At 66.3% G+C, this 20,846-nt stretch carries 23 protein-coding genes; 13 read left to right on the forward strand and 10 right to left on the reverse strand.

Features of this window, described 5'->3' with window-relative positions; translation table 11 throughout:
* The first annotated feature begins 95 nt into the window (after positions 1–95).
* Positions 96–1,244, forward strand: coding sequence for a helix-turn-helix domain-containing protein (locus ACTJKQ_RS19210; protein WP_288851959.1), 1,149 nt, complete (start codon positions 96–98; stop codon positions 1,242–1,244).
* 150 nt (positions 1,245–1,394) lie between these two features.
* On the opposite strand, the gene ACTJKQ_RS19215 is transcribed toward ACTJKQ_RS19210, so the two are convergent.
* Positions 1,395–1,841, reverse strand: coding sequence for a helix-turn-helix domain-containing protein (locus tag ACTJKQ_RS19215; RefSeq protein ID WP_056066933.1), 447 nt, complete (start codon positions 1,839–1,841; stop codon positions 1,395–1,397).
* Between the two features lie 116 nt (positions 1,842–1,957).
* Between ACTJKQ_RS19215 and ACTJKQ_RS19220 the strand changes: the two genes are divergently transcribed.
* Genes ACTJKQ_RS19220 through ACTJKQ_RS19230 form a run of 3 tightly spaced genes read left to right on the forward strand, consistent with a single transcriptional unit; the run spans position 1,958 to position 3,302 of the window.
* The gene (locus tag ACTJKQ_RS19220; protein WP_440597836.1) at positions 1,958–2,422 is read left to right on the forward strand and encodes a DUF2938 domain-containing protein; all 465 of its coding nucleotides are present in this window, start codon (positions 1,958–1,960) and stop codon (positions 2,420–2,422) included.
* 47 nt (positions 2,423–2,469) lie between these two features.
* Positions 2,470–3,078: a flavodoxin family protein gene (locus ACTJKQ_RS19225; protein WP_440597765.1), complete on the forward strand. Its 609-nt coding sequence runs from the start codon at positions 2,470–2,472 to the stop codon at positions 3,076–3,078.
* A complete protein-coding gene (locus ACTJKQ_RS19230; protein ID WP_440597766.1) occupies positions 3,075–3,302 on the forward strand; it encodes a DUF2798 domain-containing protein in 228 nt (75 codons plus the stop codon). Before ACTJKQ_RS19225 ends, ACTJKQ_RS19230 begins: the two co-directional genes overlap by 4 nt.
* 27 nt (positions 3,303–3,329) lie before the next feature.
* On the opposite strand, the gene arsB is transcribed toward ACTJKQ_RS19230, so the two are convergent.
* From arsB to ACTJKQ_RS19250, 4 genes are read right to left on the reverse strand one after another with little or no spacing between them, the layout of a single operon-like run.
* A complete protein-coding gene (gene arsB / locus ACTJKQ_RS19235) occupies positions 3,330–4,394 on the reverse strand; it encodes an ACR3 family arsenite efflux transporter (RefSeq protein ID WP_440597767.1) in 1,065 nt (354 codons plus the stop codon).
* On the reverse strand, positions 4,391–4,897 hold the full coding sequence (locus ACTJKQ_RS19240; protein ID WP_440597768.1) for an arsenate reductase ArsC: 507 nt from the start codon (positions 4,895–4,897) through the stop codon (positions 4,391–4,393). Before ACTJKQ_RS19240 ends, arsB begins: the two co-directional genes overlap by 4 nt.
* A gap of 9 nt (positions 4,898–4,906) precedes the next feature.
* Positions 4,907–5,410: an ArsI/CadI family heavy metal resistance metalloenzyme gene (locus ACTJKQ_RS19245; protein WP_440597769.1), complete on the reverse strand. Its 504-nt coding sequence runs from the start codon at positions 5,408–5,410 to the stop codon at positions 4,907–4,909.
* Positions 5,411–5,451: 41 nt separating this feature from the next.
* Entirely contained in the window at positions 5,452–5,778 is a 327-nt protein-coding gene (locus tag ACTJKQ_RS19250) for an ArsR/SmtB family transcription factor (RefSeq protein ID WP_108499698.1), read from the reverse strand.
* A 190-nt stretch (positions 5,779–5,968) separates the two neighbouring features.
* On the opposite strand from ACTJKQ_RS19250, the gene ACTJKQ_RS19255 reads away from it, so the two are divergent.
* From ACTJKQ_RS19255 to ACTJKQ_RS19280, 6 genes are read left to right on the forward strand one after another with little or no spacing between them, the layout of a single operon-like run.
* On the forward strand, positions 5,969–7,666 hold the full coding sequence (locus ACTJKQ_RS19255) for an EAL domain-containing protein (protein ID WP_440597770.1): 1,698 nt from the start codon (positions 5,969–5,971) through the stop codon (positions 7,664–7,666).
* Positions 7,667–7,671: 5 nt separating this feature from the next.
* Positions 7,672–8,796 (forward strand): saccharopine dehydrogenase NADP-binding domain-containing protein, encoded by a 1,125-nt coding sequence (locus ACTJKQ_RS19260; protein WP_440597771.1) that lies wholly within the window; start codon positions 7,672–7,674, stop codon positions 8,794–8,796.
* 4 nt (positions 8,797–8,800) lie between these two features.
* Positions 8,801–9,325: a hypothetical protein gene (locus ACTJKQ_RS19265; protein WP_440597772.1), complete on the forward strand. Its 525-nt coding sequence runs from the start codon at positions 8,801–8,803 to the stop codon at positions 9,323–9,325.
* Positions 9,322–9,720, forward strand: a complete 399-nt coding sequence (locus ACTJKQ_RS19270) for a DoxX-like family protein (RefSeq protein WP_440597773.1) — start codon at positions 9,322–9,324, stop codon at positions 9,718–9,720. Before ACTJKQ_RS19265 ends, ACTJKQ_RS19270 begins: the two co-directional genes overlap by 4 nt.
* Positions 9,717–10,211 carry a DUF2269 family protein gene (locus tag ACTJKQ_RS19275; RefSeq protein ID WP_440597774.1) on the forward strand — a complete coding sequence of 165 codons (495 nt, stop codon included), beginning with the start codon at positions 9,717–9,719 and terminating at the stop codon, positions 10,209–10,211. Before ACTJKQ_RS19270 ends, ACTJKQ_RS19275 begins: the two co-directional genes overlap by 4 nt.
* A gap of 15 nt (positions 10,212–10,226) precedes the next feature.
* Entirely contained in the window at positions 10,227–11,924 is a 1,698-nt protein-coding gene (locus ACTJKQ_RS19280) for an ABC1 kinase family protein (RefSeq protein WP_440597775.1), read from the forward strand.
* 101 nt (positions 11,925–12,025) lie between these two features.
* Here the strand turns inward: ACTJKQ_RS19280 and ACTJKQ_RS19285 are convergent, their stop codons facing one another.
* The 4 genes from ACTJKQ_RS19285 to ACTJKQ_RS19300 form a co-directional block, all read right to left on the reverse strand.
* Complete coding sequence (locus tag ACTJKQ_RS19285) at positions 12,026–12,859, reverse strand: molybdate ABC transporter substrate-binding protein (protein ID WP_440597776.1); 834 nt, start codon at positions 12,857–12,859, stop codon at positions 12,026–12,028.
* A 9-nt stretch (positions 12,860–12,868) separates the two neighbouring features.
* Entirely contained in the window at positions 12,869–13,705 is an 837-nt protein-coding gene (locus ACTJKQ_RS19290; protein ID WP_440597837.1) for an extracellular solute-binding protein, read from the reverse strand.
* An 80-nt stretch (positions 13,706–13,785) separates the two neighbouring features.
* Positions 13,786–14,514: an ABC transporter ATP-binding protein gene (locus ACTJKQ_RS19295; protein WP_440597777.1), complete on the reverse strand. Its 729-nt coding sequence runs from the start codon at positions 14,512–14,514 to the stop codon at positions 13,786–13,788.
* The gene (locus ACTJKQ_RS19300; RefSeq protein WP_440597778.1) at positions 14,511–15,248 is read right to left on the reverse strand and encodes an ABC transporter permease; all 738 of its coding nucleotides are present in this window, start codon (positions 15,246–15,248) and stop codon (positions 14,511–14,513) included. The genes ACTJKQ_RS19295 and ACTJKQ_RS19300 overlap by 4 nt, the downstream gene beginning before the upstream one ends.
* A 63-nt stretch (positions 15,249–15,311) precedes the next feature.
* Between ACTJKQ_RS19300 and ACTJKQ_RS19305 the strand changes: the two genes are divergently transcribed.
* The 3 genes from ACTJKQ_RS19305 to ACTJKQ_RS19315 all read left to right on the forward strand — a co-directional run bounded on the left by ACTJKQ_RS19305 (position 15,312) and on the right by ACTJKQ_RS19315 (position 19,057).
* The gene (locus tag ACTJKQ_RS19305; RefSeq protein WP_440597779.1) at positions 15,312–16,439 is read left to right on the forward strand and encodes a substrate-binding domain-containing protein; all 1,128 of its coding nucleotides are present in this window, start codon (positions 15,312–15,314) and stop codon (positions 16,437–16,439) included.
* Between the two features lie 182 nt (positions 16,440–16,621).
* A complete protein-coding gene (locus ACTJKQ_RS19310) occupies positions 16,622–17,242 on the forward strand; it encodes a TRAP transporter small permease subunit (protein ID WP_056748212.1) in 621 nt (206 codons plus the stop codon).
* Positions 17,243–17,269: 27 nt separating this feature from the next.
* A complete protein-coding gene (locus tag ACTJKQ_RS19315) occupies positions 17,270–19,057 on the forward strand; it encodes a TRAP transporter large permease (protein ID WP_440597780.1) in 1,788 nt (595 codons plus the stop codon).
* A gap of 531 nt (positions 19,058–19,588) precedes the next feature.
* On the opposite strand, the gene ACTJKQ_RS19320 is transcribed toward ACTJKQ_RS19315, so the two are convergent.
* The gene (locus tag ACTJKQ_RS19320) at positions 19,589–20,671 is read right to left on the reverse strand and encodes a TRAP transporter substrate-binding protein (protein WP_015015263.1); all 1,083 of its coding nucleotides are present in this window, start codon (positions 20,669–20,671) and stop codon (positions 19,589–19,591) included.
* Positions 20,672–20,846: the final 175 nt, after the last annotated feature.

The raw sequence follows: 20,846 nt of genomic DNA on the forward strand, positions 1-20,846 counted from the left end.
GCCTAGATTGCGGCCTTGCCAGACCCTCACGCACCCCCGATTTCCCGGATTCAGTGGACTACCGCATCATGCGGACCTCCAGGAGCTTGTTCACCATGCTGATCTCCGCGCCCCACCCCGCTGCTGACCGCCACGCGCTGATTGCGCAGGCGCGCCAGAGCCTGCTGTCCGACGGTGCAGCGCCCGTGCGCGCCGAGGTGGAGCCGTGGATTGCGCGGTCCTGGCAACGCTGCCTGGCGCGGGGCCTGGAGCCCACACGGCGCGTGGCGTTTGACGCCGTCAGCGCCACGGCGCTGCGCCACAGCCAGGAGCAGAACCACCACCTGCTGCGCGCGGCCCGGCCGGTGCTGGAGCAGCTGACCCGGGCCATTGCGGGCATGCGCTACTTCGCCATGCTGACCGACGCACGCGGCATCGTGGTCGATGTGCAAGGCCATTGCGACCGGAGCGACCCGCGCGCCAGCGCCATTGGCCGCGTGGGCATTGATTTATCGGAAGCAGCCGTTGGCACCACCGCCATCGGCGCCGCACTGGAAGAGCTGCAGCCTGTGTGGCTGCACCGGGGCGAGCATTTTTTTGACGACAACGCCAGCTACAGCTGCGCCGGGGCCCCGCTGTTCGACCCCCAGGGCCGCTGCATGGGCATGCTGGACCTGACGGGTGTGGATGTGCCCGAACGGCCCGAGCTGCGCCACCTGGTGGCCCGGTCGGCCCGCGCCATGGAAGACGCACTGCTGCTGCAACTGCCCCATGCCCTGCTGCTGCGTGTGAACTGGCCAGGCTGCCCGCTGGGCGGCGAAGGCGACGGCCTGCTGACGCTGGACGCCGACGGCTGCGTGGTGGGTGCCAACAGCATGGCCCGCCAGCTGGTGCCGCAGCCCCTGCGCGCGCCCGGCCTGCCAGGCGCCCGGACCCACTGCAGCGACCTGCTGGCCATGCCCTGGACCATGCTGTTCGACGCGGCCCGCCAGCAGCGTAGGGAGCCGCTGGATTTGCCGCTGTGGTCGGGCCTGCGGCTGCACGCACTGGCGCAGTTGCCTGCGCACGCCCGCACCGTGGGCGACACCCACACAGCGGCGGTGCCAGGCATTGCATCCGCGCCCGCCCCGCTGCGCGAGGCCGAAGTGGCCATGATCCGCCGCGCGGTGCAGGAAGCGCGCGGCAACGTGGCCGAGGCGGCGCGCGCGCTGGGCATCAGCCGCGCCACGGTGTACCGCAAGCTGGGCGCCCCCAAAGGCGGGTGACGGGCCCGCGCCGCCGCCCACACCGCCGTGTAGGCGTCCGGCGACTTCTCTTCAAGCCTTTTGAGCCGATAGCGCTAGTGCAATATGCCTGAATAGCTATCAAATAATTAGCAACTCAATCACCCAATCAACCGAGGCGCCTCGGGCTGCTCAGGCACGCGGCCGGCGCAGGCCCACCACGGGCTGCGCGCTGCGCCGCTGCTGACGCTCCAGCGCTCCGTCAGCGGCGGCTTTCAGCAGCCGCTGGAAGGACGGGCACTGGGCGTGGCTCTCGGCCGGGCAGGCGGCTGCGTGCCGCAGGCCGTTGCTCATGGCCTTGAGGCGCTTGACCATGGTGTCGAGTTCGTCGGCCTTGGCTGATAGCAGCTGCCGGTCGATGTTCGGCTCGCCGCTGGGCAAGAACATCGACCGGATGTCGTCCAGCGAGAACCCGGCCGACTGCCCCAGCGCAATCAACGCCAGCTGGTCCATCACGCCGGGCGCAAACCGGCGGCGCTCGCCGGGTTGCCCCACCGACTGGATCAAGCCCTTCTCTTCGTAATACCGCAGCGTGGACGCCCGCAGCCCGGAGCGTTTGGCGACTTCGGCAATGTCCATGAAAAAACCTCTTGACCTCAAGTTGACTTGAACTTCTATATTCCATGCAAAACCTTCTTTCGTCAACTTTCCGAGGTGTTTTGATGACTCTCTCACTGCAAGACATTCCCCTCGCCATGCTTCTGGGCATCGGCGCCACCGCCGTCATGGATGCCTGGCTGTTGCTGCTCAAAAGGCTGGGGGTGCCCACGCTCAACTTCGCTTTCCTCGGCCGCTGGGTAGGCCACCTGGTGCGCGGGCAAGTCGCCCACGCGGCCATCGCCAAGGCGGCCCCGGTCCGGGGCGAACTGGCCTGGGGCTGGCTCACGCACTACGCCGTGGGCGTGGTCTTTGCCGGGGTGCTGCTGTCCCTGCAGGGCGCTGCCTGGGTCCACAGCCCCACCCTGTGGCCCGCGCTGGCCGTGGGCATGGGCACCGTGGCGGCGCCGCTCCTGGTGATGCAGCCCGCCATGGGCTCGGGCTTTGCGGCATCGCGCACACCCACGCCGCTCAAGAACTGCCTGCGCAGCTTGGCCAACCACACCGTGTTTGGCCTGGGCCTGTATCTCTCCGCGCTGGTCATCGCACTGATTTCACGCTGACCTGCCCCGCGCCTCCCCCCCGAAATCACTCCCAAGGAACCCACACCATGCAACACATTGCCATCGTTTATCACAGCGCCCACGGCCACACCGCACACATTGCCCACCACGTGCTGGACGGCGCACGCTCCGTGCCGGGCGTCCTCGCCGAACTGGTCCGGGCCGAAGACCTGGCGCAGGCGCCCGACCGCCTGCTGAGCTACGACGGTGTCATCCTGGGTTCGCCCACCTACCTGGGCGGGGTCTCTGGGCCGTTCAAGACCTTCATGGATTCCACAGGCCGCCTGTGGAAAACGCAGCAGCTCAAGAACAGGCTGGCGGCGGGCTTTACCGTGTCGTCGCTGCCGGCGGGCGACAAGCAGTCCACGCTGATGTCGATGTGGGTGTTTGCCATGCAGCACGGCATGGTGTGGGTGGGCAATCCCATCCTGCCCGAGCAACACGCAGGGGTGCCGTACGACGAGGCGGCCAACCGGCTCGGCTCCTGGTCGGGCCTGATGGCGCAGGCAGGCCATGGGGCGGCCGCCGATGCCTTTGTACCCGGCGACACCAAGACCGCCCGCATGTTCGGCCAGCATTTCGCAGAGACACTGGAGCGCCTGGGCGGTGTGGGCGGTGCAGACGCACGCCAGCCTGGCGAAGAGGTTGCAGCATGATCCCCGCCCGCTATGGACCGGTGCTGTTCAGCTTGATCTTGTCGGGTGTGATGTCGCTGCTGGTGTCGGGCATCTCCACCTTTCGCGCGCTGCAGCCGCAGCAGGACTTTGTGAGCCTCTGGGCGAGCGCGTGGCTGACCGGGTGGCTGTTTGCCTTTCCGGCGGTAATGCTGGCAGCGCCACTGGCCCGCAAGGCGGTGGCGCTGCTCACGGCCAGGGGCTGACCGCACAGGCGCGGTGTACCGCGCCGCTCACGCCCGCTCGTACCAGCCCTTGCTGCGGTTGACGATGTGCACCACCAGCAGCATCACCGGCACCTCGATCAGCACGCCCACCACAGTGGCCAGCGCGGCGCCGGAGTGAAAGCCGAACAGGCTGATGGCGGCGGCCACCGCCAGCTCGAAAAAGTTGGAGGCGCCGATCAGTGCCGATGGGCAGGCCACGCTGTGCTTCTCCCCCACCGCGCGGTTGAGCCAGTAGGCCAGCCCCGCGTTGAAAAACACCTGGATCAGGATGGGCACGGCCAGCAGCGCAATCACCAGTGGCTGCTGCAGGATGGCCTGGCCCTGGAACGCAAACAGCAGCACCAGCGTGGCCAGCAATGCGGCGATGGACCAGGGCCCCATGCGCGCCATGACGGCATCGAACACTGCCTGCCCTTGGGCCAGCAGCGACCGGCGCAGCCACTGGGCCAGCACCACCGGGATCACGATGTAGAGCACTACCGAGGTCAGCAAGGTGTCCCACGGCACAGTGATGGCCGAGATGCCCAGCAAGAACGCCACCAGCGGCGCAAACGCAACCACCATGATGCTGTCGTTCAGCGCCACCTGCGACAGCGTGAACAGCGGGTCGCCGCCCGTGAGGCGGCTCCACACGAACACCATGGCCGTGCAAGGCGCAGCCGCCAGCAGGATGAGGCCTGCGATGTAGCTGTCCAGCTGGTCCGCAGGCAGGTAGGGCGCAAACCAGTGGCGGATGAACAGCCAGCCCAGCAACGCCATCGAAAACGGCTTGACCAGCCAGTTCACCACCAGCGTCACGCCAATGCCCCGGGCGTGCTTGCGCACTTCGCCCAGCGCACCGAAGTCCACCTTCACCAGCATGGGGATGACCATCACCCAGATCAGCAGGCCCACGGGCAGGTTGACCTTAGCGATCTCCATGCGGCCCACCGCCTGAAACACTGAGGGGAAGAATCGCCCGAGCGCAATGCCCACCACGATGCACAACAGCACCCACACGGAGAGGTAGCGCTCGAACACGCTCATGGGGGCCGGGGCGGGCGCGCCGGCCGGTACGCACCGCACCGTCATGGCGTGGCGGCGGCACGCGACAGTTCGCGCGCGGTGCGCTGCAGCAGAGTCTTTTCGAGCTTGTCGGCGGGCAGGTTGATGAGCAGCTCCAGCCGCTGGCGGATGGCATGCAAGGTCTTGCGGAAAGCCTCGCGCTTTTCATCGTCCGTGCCGTCCCCGGCGGACGGGTCGGCGTAGCCCCAGTGCGCAGTGGCGGGGTGGCCGGGCCAGATGGGGCAGACTTCGCCGGCCGCGTTGTCGCAGACGGTGATGATGAGGTCCATCATGGGCGCGCCCGGGGCGGCAAACTCGTCCCAGCTTTTGCTGCGCAGGCCTTCGGTCGAGATTCCAGCGGCGCGCAGCACCTCCAGGCCCAGCGGGTTGGGTTGCTGGTTGTCGCGCGGGCTGCTGCCCGCCGAGTATGCGTGGAACCGGCCCGGTGCCATGTCGTTGAGCAAGGCCTCGGCCAGGATGCTGCGGGCCGAGTTGTGGGTGCAAAGAAAAAGAACGTTCAAAGCGGTCATGCGGCGCTCTCAGCAGCAGCTGGTTTTGGCAGTTGTGGCCGTGGCCGGGCCGCAGCACGCCGCCCGAGGGGCCGCAGGTGCAGGGGCTGCCACCGCCGCTGGCGCGCAGCAGGCGCCCGCAGATGAAGACGGTGTGGCTTCGTTGAAGACGGGGATGTCGCCCAGGGTGTGAAAGTGCTCCCATGCAATGCCCTGCGGGTCGGTCACCCAGTGCTTTTCGCTGCGGGCATAGCAGCAGGTGGTGTTGCCCTCGTCGAGCAAGGCCATGTCGGCGGCCTCGGCGCGCGCCTTCAGTTCGGCCAGCTCCAGAGCGTCGTCGGTCTGCATGCCAAAGTGGTCCAGGCCTGGCTTGGCGCCCCGCGTGGAGATGGCGAAGTTGACGCGCGGGTCCTCCAGCATCCACTTGGCATAGTCCGCCTCCACCCGCGCGGGGGCGGCAGCAAACAGCTTGGAATAGAAGGCGATGCTCTGGGTCAGGTCATCGACATGCACATGGGCGTGGAAGCGTTTCATGGGGTTCTCCTCGGGGGAAATGGACAGAGGGACAGAGACGGTCAGCAATGGCAAGACGCGGCCGCGTCGGCAGGCGCGCAGCCCTGGCCTTCGCAGCAGTTTTCAGTGAGGTAGGCCAGCAGCGCATTCATCGTGTCGAACGCGGCGCGGTAGATGAGGTTGCGGCCCTGCCGCTCCTGGCTGATGAGCCCGGCATGCGACAGCTCCTTGAGGTGAAAGGACAGGGTGTTGGGCGCCACCTCCAGCTGGGCGGCCAAGTCGCTGGGGGTCAGCCCCGCAGGGCCCGCCACCACCAGCGCACGAAAGACCCGCAAGCGGACCTCCTGGGCCAGGGCTGCGAGGGCACGGACAACATCGGTTTCTTGCATTTTTCGATAATACAACGATTGTTGAATTATTGGAAATGGCATCCAAAAAATCACTGAAAACCCACGCCCTTCCCAGATGGCAGCCTATCGCCCGGGAGCACGCACCCGCCACAGGCTGTTACGCGTTGGCCCCGCCCCACGGTCGTATGATGACCCGCATACAAAAAAAGGGCGGGAGCGCGTGGACGATATGGTTTCAATCTGGCATGGCGCCATGCAGGTGTTTGTGGTGGGGTTTCCGCCACTGCTGCAAAGCCTGCTGTTCTGGGTCTTTGCGGCACTGGTCGTGCACGTGTGCCAGCAGTTGGTGGAGCACACCGCGTATTCCGTGGACCCGTCCAGCCGCCGCATCAGTGCATCGCACGCAGCCCTGTGCATTGGCTCCATCGTGTGGGCGCTGGATGTGGTGGGCCTGTTCCTGTACAACGAGCTTTCGCACCATGTGCTGGAGCTGGTGCCCGCGCTCAGCGGCCTGGTCATCATGGTGGTGAGTGCGCGGCTCACCATCCCCACCCTCAGCACCGGCGCCAGCAAACGCCGCATTGCACTGGCCAGCCTGTGGCTGGCGCTGGGCACGCTGGCCGGGCACTTCACCATCACCAGCAGCCACGTGCAGAGTTTCGGGCAGATCAACCTGACAGCCACTGTGCTGTCGCTGGGCATCGCCACCGGCATTTCTTGCTACTGCGCCATCCGCCACCGTGCCGCCAAGCTCAGCGTGCTCACCCCCCGCTACCGGGCCCAGAACTGGGCGGACAAGCTGCTGTGCGGCGGCGCGATCCTGGTGCTGCACTGGCTGTTGGTCAACACCTTTGCCATGCACCTGGGCGACCTCGAGGGTGCGTCCGATGGCGCCGCGCTGCTCTTCGTGATGCTGGTGTTTGCGATGGCAGTGGCCATGGAGCATCTGAGCAACCTGCGCTCGGACGCGGGACGCCAGCAGTTGCTGCGGCGGGGGTTGTCGATGATGCGTACGTCGGCATTGGCCCACAACGCCCACAGCGATATTCAGCAGTCGCTGATTGCCGACCACCTGGACCGCCTGCTGCACCCGGACAACCTGGCCCTGCATTTCCAGCCCATCATCCACACCCAGCGTAGCGGGGTACAGCTGGAGGCGCTGCTGCGCCTGACCGACACCACCCTGGGCCGCATCAACCCCGAAACGTTCTTGCTGGTGTGCGAGCTGCAGGGCAAGACGGCGGAGGTGGACCGCATGATTGTGTGCAACGCACTCGATCATCTGTGCAACTGGCAAGCGCAGGGGATGGATGCAGTGTCGATCAGCGTCAATGTGGCACCGGTCACGCTGATGCACGAGAGCTTTGCGCCCTGGCTGGGCCTGCAGCTGGCCCAGCGCGGCCTGCCCCCGCGCACCCTGAAGCTCGAAATGACCGAGCATGCCGTGATTGCGCTGGGCCCCCAGATGGTGGCGGCCATCAGCGCGCTGAGCGCCCTGGGTGTGGCCGTGCTGATGGACGACTTTGGCGCCGGGTATTCGTCCCTGGGCATGCTGGCCGAGCTGCCGATCGCGGGCATCAAATGCGACCGCCTGTTCGTACGCCAGCTGCCACACGACCGCCGCCGCCAGAAGCTGCTGCGGCACATCAGCTCCCTGGCGCGGGACCTGGGCCTGTCGGTGGTGGTTGAAGGCGTGGAGACGCCCGAAGAGCTGCGGGCCCTCGCGGCCGCCGGGCTGCACCACATCCAAGGCTACCTGTTCAGCCGCCCCATTGCAGCGCCTGACGTGCCCAATTGGCATCGAACGCAACTGCAGTCGCAGCGTGCCTCATTGCAAGCACTGCTGCACACGCCGGGCAGTGGCCGGGACAGCGATACCTCTTTTGTGCCCACGCAGCCCAGCACGCCCTGGGCCTCGGGGGCATGACCCCCATGGCTGCGTTCAAAACCCTGGTCCTGGGCGGCTACGGCAACTTTGGGGCGCGCATCTGCCGCGCCCTGGTGAGCGATGAGGCCACACGCCACCACATGGCCCTGCTGGTGGCGGGCCGGGACGCCTCGCAAGCGAAGGCCCTGGCCGCCTCGCTGGGCCACGGTGCACAGGGCGTGGCGCTGGACCACCAGGAGCCGGGCCTGGCCGCCACCTTGCGCAAGTGGGGTGTGGGTCTGGTGATCCACACGGCGGGCCCTTTTCAGGCGCAAGCCTACAACGTGGCCCAGGCGGCGGCCGAGGCGGGGGCGCACTACATCGACCTGGCCGACGGTCGCCGGTTTGTGTGCGACTTTCCGGCCGCGATGCAGGCTGCATTCACTGCCGCCGGGCGCACGGCCATCGCGGGCGCCAGCACGGTGCCCGCGCTGTCCTCGGCCGTCATCGACCACCTGTGCGCGGGCTGGCAACACATCCACAGCATCGACATCTGCATTGCCCCTGCGCAACGGGCGCCCCGGGGCCAGGCCACGCTGGCGGCCGTGCTAAGCTACTGCGGCCTTCCCATCGACGTTTGGTACGGTGGCCGGTGGCAGCCGCACAGCGGCTGGGCGCGGCCCAGCCCCGTCCAGTTCCAGCGGCTGCGCCCTCGCCTCGGGGCGGTCTGCGACATCCCGGACCTGGAGATCTTTCCCGCCCATTACCAGGCCCGCGACCGTGTCACCTTTCGCGCGGCCCTGGAGGTCGGCCTGGCGCAAAGAGCCTTCGCCACCCTGGCAACGCTGCGCCGTTGGGGCGTGCTGCCCCACCCCGAAAAGCTGGCCTGGCTGATGCACCACGCGGGCGGCGCGCTGGACTTTCTGGGCACGCCGCTGGGCGGCATGGTGGTGAGTGTGGCGGGCGCGGATGCGCAAGGCCAGCCCCGGCGCCGCGCATGGCACATTGCGGCCGATAACGACCATGGCCCCGAGATTCCCTGCATGGCCGCCATCCTGCTGGCCCGCCAGCTCGCAGCCGGGCAACCGCTGCCCAGCGGGGCGAACACCAGCACCAGCCTGCTGCTCCTGGAGGCCTTTGCCCCCGAGTTTGCGAAGTGGGGCATGGTGACCGATGTGGTGGAGGAATGAGGCCATGGCCCACCGGAAATTGACCTTCCCCATGCCAGCGCGTGCCGACATTGTTTTTGATGCTTTTCACTACCACGAGTGGCGGTGCCAGTGGGATTCGCTGGTGCGCCGTACCAGCGTGGAAAGCGCTGCGCCCTGCCCCAGTGTGGGCGCCACCACCGAGAACCTGGGCGCCGGCGCGTTGCGGGCGCTGTCCATGCGCACACAGTTCGTCAGCTATGACCGCCCCGTGCTCGCAGCTGCGGCCATGGTTGGCCGTTCGTTCCCCTTCTCCCAGTGGGCCGCCTCCATGCGCCACCAGGAGCAAGGCCCCCACCAGTCCCTGCTGATCTACACCTATACCTTTCAAGTGGGCCCCGCAGCCTTGCGGGCGGTCATGGAGCCTGTGGTGGACTGGGTCTTTGTCCGCAAGACGCGCCAGCGGTTCCAGCGCCTGGCGCAGTTCCTGGCGGTCCGTGCTGCCGACATTGCAGCCTGGCAACAGGCGAAGGACCCTGCGCCCTCTGCCGCGCAGAAGGCCAGCCCATGAACCACGCGTCAGCCCGCCTGCTGCGCGCCAGCCTCGTGATCGTCTGGCTGGCCACCGCCCTGGTCAGCGTGTGGGAGCTGCACGGCCAAAGCCGCGAGCTGCTGGCGGGCCTGCCCACCGCGTGGACCGAGGGCAACACATCGTGGCTGCCCACCGCCATCATCCTGGCCGGGGCGGCTGCCGATGCGGTGCTGGGGCTGTGGCTGGCGCTCCGCCCCGGCCGCAAGGCGTATGGAGCGGCCCTGATGGTGATGCTGGCCATGACACTGCTGGCCACGGCCATACACCCTGCATGGTGGCTGCACCCCTTCGGACCTCTGACCAAAAACCTGCCGATTGCCGCCATCCTGTGGGTGCTGCTGCAAGACGAGGCCACTTCGTTGCAAAAGCCATGAGCCTGTACCTCACCCTCAAATGGCTGCACATCATCTCCAGCGTGCTGCTGGTGGGCACCGGGCTGGGCTCGGCGTTCTACATGTTCTTTACCAACCGCAGCGGCAATGTGCAGGCGCAGGCGGTGGTCACGCGCCTGGTGGTGCGGGCGGACTGGTGGTTCACCACGCCCACGGTGTTCCTCCAGCCCGCCACGGGGCTCGCCATGGCTGCGATGGCAGGCCTGCCCTGGAGCACGCCGTGGCTCGCGGTATCCATTGCGCTGTACCTGGTGGCCGGTGCCTGCTGGCTGCCCGTGGTGTGGCTGCAGTTGCGCATGCGCGACATGGCGATAAAGGCGGCAGAGGCTGCGCAGACCGCACAGGGCGACGGCGTGCTGCCCCCGCTGTACTGGCGCTACGCCCGCTGGTGGGAGGCACTGGGCTACCCGGCCTTTGTGGCCATGGCCGTGGTGTTCTACCTGATGGTGAACAAACCCACCCTGAACTTCTGAACCTATCATCGCCCCATGCTGATCGAGACGCTGGACACTGCCCGCGACCTGGGGCGCCTGAAGGAAATCCTGGGCGTGATGGTGCGCCACGGGTTTGGCGACACCGTGCGCCGCCTGGGCCTGGCCGACCGGCTGGAGCGCGCGGGCCAGGCACTGAACTGGACCCACGCAGCAGACCTGGCCCGCGTGGAGCCGCCCGTGCAGGTGCGCCTGGCGCTCGAAGAGCTGGGCCCCGCGTTCGTCAAGTTTGGCCAGATCCTCGCGGGCCGGGCCGACCTTTTTGGCCCGGAGTGGATTGCAGAATTCGAGAAACTGCACAGCCAGGTGCCCGCTGTGCCCATCGATGCGCTGCGCCCGCAACTGCGCGAAGACCTGGGCGCCGAACCCGAAGCCGTTTTTGCCTGGTTTGACACCACGCCGCTGGCCGCCGCATCGATTGCGCAAGTGCACCGCGCACGCCTGCAGGACGGCAGCGAAGTCATCGTCAAGATCCGCCGCCCCGGCATTGCCGACACCATCCAGGCCGACCTGCGCCTGCTGCAGCGCCTAGCCGCGCTGGCCGAGGCCGAGCTGCCAGCGCTCAAGCCCTACCGGCCCCAGCAACTGGTGCGCGAGTTCGCGCGCTCGTTGCGCCGCGAGCTGGACCTGGCCGGCGAATGCCGCCAGGCCGAACGCATTGCCACCAACATGGCCGCACTGCCTCACATCGTGATCCCGCGCGTGCACTGGGCCTACACGCGCGAGCGCATCAACGTGCAGGACTTCATCGACGGCACACCCGGCGGCGCTCTCGCGGCGCTGACGCGCGAGGCAGGCTTTGACCGCACCGTGCTGGCGCAACGCGGCGCGCAGGCGGTGCTGCAGATGATCGTCAAGGACGGCGTTTTCCACGCCGACCCGCACCCGGGCAACGTGTTCTACCTGCCGGGCAACCGCATTGCCTTCATCGACTTTGGCATGGTAGGCCGCCTGTCGCAGCGCCGGCGCGACGAGTTGCTGCAGCTGCTGCTGGGCCTGGTGGAGCACCAGCCCCAGGCCGTGGCCGATGTGCTGCTGGACTGGACGGGCGACGCGCAGGGCCTGAACCTGGGCCAGCTCGAAACCGAGATCGAGGCCTTTGTGGACCAGTACCACGGCGTGCCCCTGGCGCAGCTGAGCCTGGGACAGATGCTGGCCGACGTGACGGCCATCCTGCGTGAACACCACCTGGGCCTGCCGTCCGATCTGGCGCTGCTGATCAAGGCCTTTATCTCGCTCGAAGGCATGGGCCGCAACCTCGACCCGGACTTCCACATGGCGACCGAAGCCTTGCCGCTGCTCAAGCAGGTGGTGCGCGCACGCTACGAGCCCAAGGTGCTGGCCGGGCGGGCCTGGAGCACCTTGCGGCGCGCGCTGGCCACGGTGGAGCAGTTGCCGGACGACATCGGGCGGCTGCTGCGCAACGCGCGGCGCGGGCACCTGCAGGTGGGCATTGAGCTGGCGCACCTCAAGCGTGTGGGCGACCAGATCGACCGGTCGGCCAATCGGCTGGCGATGGCGCTGGTGATTGCCGCGCTCATCATTGGCTCGTCTATCGTGATGACCGTGAAAGGCGGGCCCACGCTGTTCGGCCTGCCAGCGTTTGGGTTCCTCGGTTTCTTTGGTGCGGTGGTGTGTGGCCTGTGGCTGGTGCGGGCCATCTGGCGCAGCAGCCACCACCGCGATGATGACTGAACGCTGCATACAAGTGGTTTAAAAAGCCCGCGCCGCGCTATCCCCGCCAGGCAGACAGACGCGGCGCGTGCACACACTCGCAGCCAGACGGCCGCCCGCGTTCAGGGCAGCCCAAACCCCAACCGTTGCAATACCGCCTGAGCAGGCGGTTGGCGCAGCGCACTGGCAAACGTCTGGGCTGTAGCGGGCGCATCGGCCCGCACGGTCACGCCATACCCAGCGCCCACCTGCAGCGCGGCCGGCAGCTGCACCACACGCAGGCGCGCCACCTCGGCCTGGGCGGCCACTGCGTTGGTGCAGTAGGTCAAAAACACGTCGGCCTGGCGCTGGTCCATCACCCAGGCGTAGGTGCCCCGGCCCGCAGGCGGCTTGGGCGAATCCGCGCCGCCGGTGAGCTTCAGGGCCTTGGCGTCCAGCTGGGCATACGCACCCGGCTGAATCTTGTCGGCCTGGCGGAACAGCGCCCAGGCGTAGTCGCCCGACGGGTCGGCCTGGGGCGTGGAGGTGCCCACGCGCACATCGCTGCGCAGCAAGGTGGCCAGCAAGGTGTCAGGGGTGGCGCTGATCCGTTCGCTGGTCAGCGCACACAGCGCGTTGCGCGTGAACACCACGTGCGCCTGCCAGCCGCCCCGGACCGCCAGGTGCTGCGGGTGGTCGGTGTCGGCCGAGGCAAAGACCTGTGCGGGCTCGCCCTTTTCGATACGCTCGCGCAGCAGGCCCGAGGCGCCAAAGGTCAGCGCCACCTTCTGGCCCGTGCGGGCCTCGTGGTCGCGCGCGATCTCGGTGAACGCTTCGCGCAGGCTGCCAGCAGCATACACCTGCACGGGGGCAGCGTCAGCCATGGGCGCCTGGGCGGGCGCAGCCGCACAACCGGCCAGGGCCCAGGCCAGCCCGGCGGCTGCAGCGGCCACCGCCGCGGGTGAACGGTTTGCCATGGGGAGTGCTCACTGCGCCGCGTTCGGGAAGAACAGCTGCTCGCCACCAATCTTGTAGCCCGCAATCGCCTGCTGGCCGGCGGGAGACACCACCCAGTCCACAAACTTCTGCGCGTCTTGTGTCTTCACATGCGGGTGCTTGGTGGGGTTCACCACCATCACGCCGTACTGGTTGAAAAGCTTGGTGTCACCTTCGACCAACACGGCCAGGTCGGCGCGGTTCTTGAAGTTGAGCCAGGTGCCACGGTCGGCCAGCACATAGGCGCCGCTCGATGCCGCAATGTTGAGCGCAGGGCCCATGCCGCAGCCACACTCCTTGTAGCCGCTGCCTTTTGAGGTATTTGCGGCGTCGGCGCCCGCGAGCTTCCAGTAGCGCAGCTCGGCCGCGTGGGTGCCGCTCTTGTCGCCGCGCGAGATGAAGTTGCCATTGGCGGCAGAGAGCTTCTGCAGCGCCTGCACGATGTCCTTGCCTTTGGTGCCCACCGGGTCGTTCTTGGGGCCGATGAGGATGAAGTCGTTGTACATCACGGGGTAGCGCTTCACGCCCCAGCCATCGGCCACAAACTTTTCTTCGGCCACCTGGTCGTGCACGAACAGCACGTCCGCGTCGCCCCGGCGTGCCATATCGAGCGCCTGCCCCGTGCCCAGCGCCACCACCTTGATGTCCAGGCTGCTGGCCTTCTTGAACTCGGGCAGCAGGTAGCCAAACAGGCCCGACTGCTCGGTGGAGGTGGTGGAGGCCATGGTGATGCTCTGCGCAAACGCAGAACCCGACGCTACCAAAACAATAGCTGCCAGCGCTTTGGACACTAGCGCCCCCGCGCGAAAAGGCTTGAAATTTTTCATCGCCGGGCCGCCCCAAGATGAAAAGGCCCCCTTGGGGGGCAGCGACCACACGAAGTGGGAAGCGTGGGGGTCAATTCGCGTCATACCAGCTCTCCTTTGACAAACAATCGGGCGGCCTCCGGCAGGGGGCCATTGAAAAAGTCATGCACCGGCAAGTCCGCTACCAGACGGCCGTGCTCCATGTAGATCACGCGGCTGGCCAGGCGCTTGACCTGGCCCAGGTTGTGGCTGCTGAACACCATGGTCACGGGGTGCGCCGGGCCGGCCGCGCCGTGGCTGGCCGCAAAGTCGGCCATCAGGGCCTCCACCTCGCGTTTGGCGTGGGGGTCGAGGCTGGCGGTGGGCTCATCGAGCAGCAGCACGTCAGGCAGCAGGGCCCATGCACGGGCCAGCGCCACCCGCTGCTGCTGGCCGCCCGACAGGGTGCGCGCGTTCTGCGCTGCAATGCCCTGCAGGCCCACCCGCTGCAAGGCCGTCAGGGCCAGCGGGCGCGCATCGCGCCAACGGGTGCCGCGCAGCCACAGGGCCAGGGCCACATTGTTCTGGGCACTGGTGCGCAGCATGTGCGGGCGCTGGAACAGCATGGCCTGGCGCAGGGACGCATCGCACTGCAGGCCGCCCCCATGCGTGTCGGCCAGGCCATGCAGCACGCGCAGCAAAGTGCTCTTGCCACTGCCGTTGGCGCCCACCAGCGCCACGCGCTCGCCGGGTGCGATGCGCAGCGTGACCTGGTCCAGTGCCTGCACGCGGCCGTAGCGCACGGTCACCTGCCGCAGGTCCACCCAGGGGGTTGGCAAAGGCTCGCTCATGCGGCCACTCCCACCGGCGTGCTGGAGGCCGAGCCATCCACCCGCTCGCGCCAGCGCCTCAGCAATGCAATCAGCACATTGAGCGCCAGCACCACGGCCAGCAGGATCATGCCCAGCGCCAGTGCCAGCGGCAGGTCGCCCTTGCTGGTCTCCAGCGCGATGGCGGTGGTCATCACGCGCGTGAAGCCGTCGATGTTGCCGCCCACGATCATCACGGCGCCGACCTCGGAGATCGCGCGGCCAAACGATGCCAGCAGCACGGTGAGCAGCGCGTACCGCTCGTCCCATGCCAGCAGCAGGCTGCGCAGCAGCGGACCGGCGCCCATGGAGCGCAGCTGCTCGCCATGCGCGCGCTCGGCGTCTTCCACCGTCTGGCGCGTGAGCGCGGTGACCACCGGCAGCACCAGAATGGCCTGCGCCAGCACCATGGCCTTGAAGCTGAACAGCCAGCCCAGCGACCCCAGCGGCCCGCTGCGCGACAGCACCAGGTACACCACCAGCCCCACCACCACCGAAGGTACGGCCAGCAAGGTGTTGAGCACCGCCAGCACGGCGCCACGGCCAGTGAAGCGGGCCACGCCCAGCCAGGCGCCCAGCACCAGGCCCACCACGCAGGCCATCGCACAGGCGGTGGCGCTGACAGACAAGGAGCGGCCCACGATGGTCCAGAGGACAGGGTCGGACGAGAGGGTGAGTTCAAGCGCTGTGCTCGCGCTTTCGGTGAGGGTGGACATGGGCCAGGGGATCGGTTTGGGCTATCGTAGGCACCCATCCAATATCCAGCGATATGAACTCCCGTGCATAGGGTCCAACTTCACTACACACTCAGCCGCGACGCGGGCACTGCGCTCATCCGCAATCCGTTGCCCGAGCTGTTGCAGGCCGTGGCCGAGCGTGGCTCCATCTCGGGCGCTGCGCGCGCGCTGGACCTGTCCTACCGCCATGTCTGGGGCGCCCTCAAACGCTGGGAAGACCAGCTGGGCGGCGAATTGATCATCTGGGGCAAGGGCCAGTCGGCGCAACTCAGCGAGTTCGGCAGCAAGCTGCTGTGGGCCGAACGCCAGGCCCAGGCACGCCTGGCGCCCCAGATTGCCGCGCTACACGCCGACCTGGAGCGCGCGTTTGCCGTCGCCTTCGACCCCAACGCCCATGTGCTCACCCTCTACGCCAGCCATGACGATGCATTGGCAGCGCTGCGTGCACATGCCGCAACGCACACTGATGTGGGCGCGCTGCACCTCGACATCCGGTTCACCGGCAGCGTGGACGCCATCCGTGCGCTGAACGAGGGGCGTTGCACCCTGGCGGGCTTTCACACCGTGGCTGACGCAGCCGCACAGTCGCTCACCGCGCGCACCTACCAGCCACTGCTACAGCCCGGGCTGCACAAGATCATTGGCTTCGCACAGCGCACCCAAGGGCTCATCGTGGCCCCCGGCAATCCGCTGGGTCTGCACAGCCTGGCCGATGTGGCCCGCACCGGCGCCCGCTTCATCAACCGGCCGCTGGGCTCGGGCACGCGGGTGCTGCTGGACGACCTGCTGGCCCAGGCCAGCATGGACCCAGAGAGCATCGTGGGCTACGCGCTCAACGAACCCTCCCACACCGCCATCGCCCAGGCCGTGGCTGCAGGGGCTGCCGATGTGGGCATGGGCATCGAGCTGGCGGCCCGCGCGCGCGGGCTGGACTTTGTCCCCCTGGTGCACGAGCGCTACCACCTGGCATGCCTGAAAGCCAGCCTGGACCAGCCCGCCACGATGGCGCTGCGCACCCTGCTGCAAACACCCGAGTGGCTGGCGCACATGGCCACGCTGCCGGGTTACACCGCCTGGCACTGCGGCGAGGTGCAGGCCATGAGCACGGTGTTGCCGTGGTGGCAATTTGCGCGGAAAAAGCGTGCCTCCACGCCTAGGAAGAAACCCTAATTGCTGCAGTTTTGATAGCTGAAGAATGAGCAGCTGCTGCGGGATAACACCGTCACGCTGCTGTCAGACTCCGCCTACAGTGCTCCGTAGAATCGCGCCGTCGTCAAAGTGTGCCCTGCCGCAGCGCCTACCCGCGCGGGGCCCGGGCATCTCGCACACACAGCCTTTTTATTGGAGACACCATGCAGGCTCTATTGAAGTTATCAAGAGGGATCGACTGGATTAACACCCAGGTCGGCAAGTACGTGGTCTGGCTGATCCTGGCCTCCACGGTCATCAGCGGCGTGAACGCCGTGGTGCGCAAGGCGTTCAACATCAGCTCCAACGCATTCCTGGAAGTGCAGTGGTACCTGTTCGCTGCGTCGTTCCTGTTGGCAGCTGGCTACACGCTGCTGCAAGGCGAGCACGTGAAGGTCGATGTGATCTCGAGCCGCTTTTCCAAGCGCACGCAGATCTGGATCGACGTATTCGGCTACATCGTCTTTCTCACCCCCATGTGCCTGGCTGTGCTCTGGTATGGGGTTCCGTTCTTCACGCGCGCACTGGCATCGGGCGAAATGTCCAACAACGCAGGTGGCCTGATCCGCTGGCCCGTGTACCTGATGATGCCCCTGGGCTTCACGCTGCTGTGGCTGCAAGGCATCTCTGAACTCATCAAGCGCCTGGGCTTCCTGCAAGGCCTGATCGAAGATCCGACGGTCAAGAAGGTCGAAAAGACGGCCGAGGAAGAACTGGCTGAATCCATCCGCAACCTGGCCGAAGCCGCCAAGGGCAACGGCAAGAACAAGGCCGAGGCTCACTGAGCGGCCCTACCAAGCGGAGCACACACCATGGAATTTTTGACCCATAACCTCGCCCCCATCATGTTCGCGGGGCTCATCTGCTTCTTGCTGGTGGGCTTCCCGGTCGCATTCAGTCTGGGCGCCTGTGGACTTTTCTTCGCCTTTATCGGCATTGAATTGAACGTACTTCCCGAAGCGCTGCTGCAAGCCGTGCCGCTGCGCATCTTCGGCATCATGCAGAACGACACCCTGCTGGCCATTCCGTTCTTCACGCTCATGGGGCTCATATTGGAGCGAAGCGGGATGGCGGAAGACCTGCTGGACACCATTGGTCAGCTGTTTGGCCCCATCCGGGGTGGCCTGGCACTGGCCGTGATCTTTGTGGGCGCGCTGCTGGCAGCCACCACGGGCGTGGTGGCTGCGTCGGTGATCTCGATGGGCCTGATCTCGCTGCCCATCATGCTGCGCTATGGCTATGACCGCCGACTGGCTGCGGGCGTGATTGCCGCGTCCGGAACCCTGGCACAGATCATTCCGCCGTCGCTGGTGCTGATCATCATTGCCGACCAGATGGGCCGCAGCGTGGGCGACATGTACAAGGGCGCCTTCCTGCCCGGCTTGATGCTCACCGGCTTCTATGCGCTGTACGTCATCCTGCTGGCAATCTTCAAGCCCCAATGGGTGCCTGCGATCCCGCCCGAAGCCCGTACGCTGCGCGACGACAACGGCAAGAGCGGTGTGACCTCCCTGCTGGTGCTGACCGGCATCTGCGTGGCAGCCTCGATGTATGTGGCCAAGAACATGCCCGCCCTGCACACCTGGTGGTCGGGTGAGGCGGTGGAACGCGTGGCGCTGGATGAAACCATCGTGGTGGCCATGTGCTTTGGCGTGGCCCTGGCTTTCGTGGTCGCCAGCATCAACAAGATCACCCGCCTGGGCCTGCTGTCCAAGGCTGCGGAACGCGTGACGTTCGTGCTGATTCCCCCGCTGCTGCTGATCTTCCTGGTGCTGGGCACCATCTTCCTGGGCGTTGCAACCCCCACCGAAGGCGGCGCCATGGGCGCACTGGGCGCGGGCATCATGGCCATCATCCGAGGCCGCCTGAGCTTCTCGCTGCTCAAACAGGCCGTGACCACCACCACCAAGCTGTCGTGTTTTGTGGTGTTTATCCTGGTGGGCGCGACCATGTTCGGCCTGACCTTCCAGGGCGTGGACGGCCCGCTGTGGGTGGAACACCTGCTGACCGGCCTGCCTGGTGGACAGCTGGGCTTCCTGATCGTCGTGAACATCATGGTGTTCTTCCTGGCGTTCTTCCTGGACTTCTTTGAGCTGTCCTTCATCGTGGTGCCGCTGCTTGCCCCGGTGGCCAACAAGCTGGGCATTGACCTGATCTGGTTCGGGGTGCTGCTGGCCGTGAACATGCAGACCTCGTTCATGCACCCACCGTTCGGATTCGCGCTGTTCTACCTGCGCAGCGTGGCCCCGGCGAAGGAGTATCTGGACAAGGTCACCAAGAAGATGATTGCGCCGGTGACCACGCCGCAGATCTACTGGGGTGCCATCCCGTTCCTGGTCATCCAGTTGATGATGGTGGGCCTGATCATTGCCTTCCCTGGCATCGTCTCCAGCGGCCTGGACAAAGAAGAGGTCTACGACCTGGACAAGGTCCGCATGGAAATGGAAGCCACCATACCCGACGCTGCCGGAGCTCCCGAGGCCACCGACCCCACGGCTGGCATGGAAGGCGCTGGAGCTGCCCCTGGCGATACTGCGGCCCCCGCTGCAGACGACCCACTCAAGGCCCTGCAGGATTCGCTGGCCAACGAGAAGAAGTGATCCGAACCGCACAGGGCTGTTGACCAGCCCCTGAAGCAACCAGAGCCCCGGCAGATGTCATCTGCCGGGGCTTTTTTCATGGGCCTATGGCGTGCAGAGCGTGCTCAAAGACAGGACCGTCAACGAACGGCTCGACGTCGTCGTCCCCAAAACCCAAGGACCCACAGCAAAACGACCGCCACGCGTTGAGACGTTGGCTTCTTCGCGCCACTTAACCCGCTGGCAAGCGTCTGCCTGTGGCGCTAAACGGACTTTGCACACCACGGGAAGCGATGGCCTCACCCCCCCCTGGTATCCCATCAGAAACGTTTGCGCCGAGGGATCACGCAGACCTGCCGATCACATCAACAAGGGCGACACCTTGAGCGCCAGCCGACCGAACATCGCCGGGCATCCCGGCGGCATCATCTGCCCCGCAGTACGGCGGGACCGAGCACCCCATACCATCCACCAGACGCAAAAAAACCCGCCAGGCGAACCAGGCGGGTTTTCTGATCGACATGCCCTGCGGCTTGTGCCGCAGCCGGGCTATCAGATCTTCTGTGCAGACATGAAGGTGTCGTAGCGGGCTTCTGCAAAGCGGAACCAGAGGATCTGGTCGCGCTGGAAGGCACGCATGTCGGCGTAAATCTTCTTCCACTCGGGGCTCTTGGCGTCGTTCTCGGCGAACACTTCCATCGAAGCCTTGAACGAAGCGTCCATCACAGCTTGCGAGAAAGGCAGCACCTTGGTCTTGGCTGCCACGAGCTGCTTCAGGGCCGTGGGGTTCAGCGCGTCGTACTTGGCCAGCATGTCCACGTGGGCCACGTTGGTTGCGGCTTCGATGATGGCCTTGTTCTCAGCCGACAGGCCGTCGAACGCCTTCTGGTTGACGAAGAAGTCCACTTCAGGACCACCTTCCCACCAGCCGGGGTAGTAGTAGAACGGAGCAACTTTGTTGAAGCCCAGCTTCTGGTCATCATACGGACCCACCCATTCGGCGGCATCCAGTGTGCCCTTTTCGAGGGCTTGGTAAATTTCGCCACCAGGGATGCTCTGAGGCACAGCACCCAGCTTCTGCATCACTTCACCGATCAGGCCGCCACCCAGGCGCATCTTCATGCCCTTGAAGTCGGCAGGCGACTTGATTTCCTTGCGGAACCAGCCACCCATCTGCGTGCCGGTGTTGCCACCTGCGAAGCTGATCATGTTGAAGCCGCCGTAGAACTCGTTCATGAGCTTGCGGCCGTTGCCATGCAACATCCAGGCGTTCATCTGGCGGGCATTGAAGCCGAAAGGCACTGCCGAGCCCAGCGCGAAGGCGGGGTTCTTGCCGTAGAAGTAGTAAGGCACGGTGTGTGCCATTTCCACGGTGCCTTGTTGCACGCCATCCACCACACCAAAGGGGGGCATCAGCTCGCCACCAGCGTGCACGGAGATTTCAAACTTGCCGCCCGACATGGCCTTGACGGCCTTGGAGAACACATCAGCGCCGCCATAGATGGTGTCCAGCGACTTGGGGAAGCTGGAGGCCAGACGCCAGCGAATGGCAGCCTGGGCGTGGACGGCGGGCGCAGCGCCTGCAGCCAGCACACCGGCAATGCCAGCATGCTTGATGATTGAACGACGATCCATGAGGTTCTCTCCGATATATTGATTGCAAAACTTGGTGCGCACGCGTTGTGCACGGCCGACCAAGGACATGTTTCAGCCGGGACCATTGTAGGAACATGCCCCCCAGGACTTTTGCGGGTTTTCCCGCGAAATTCCGGCGCCAACACACACCTTCAGGGTTCTGCAAGCATCTGCG

Source organism: Acidovorax sp. 22279 (assembly GCF_052045435.1).
GTDB lineage: Bacteria > Pseudomonadota > Gammaproteobacteria > Burkholderiales > Burkholderiaceae_C > Acidovorax > Acidovorax delafieldii.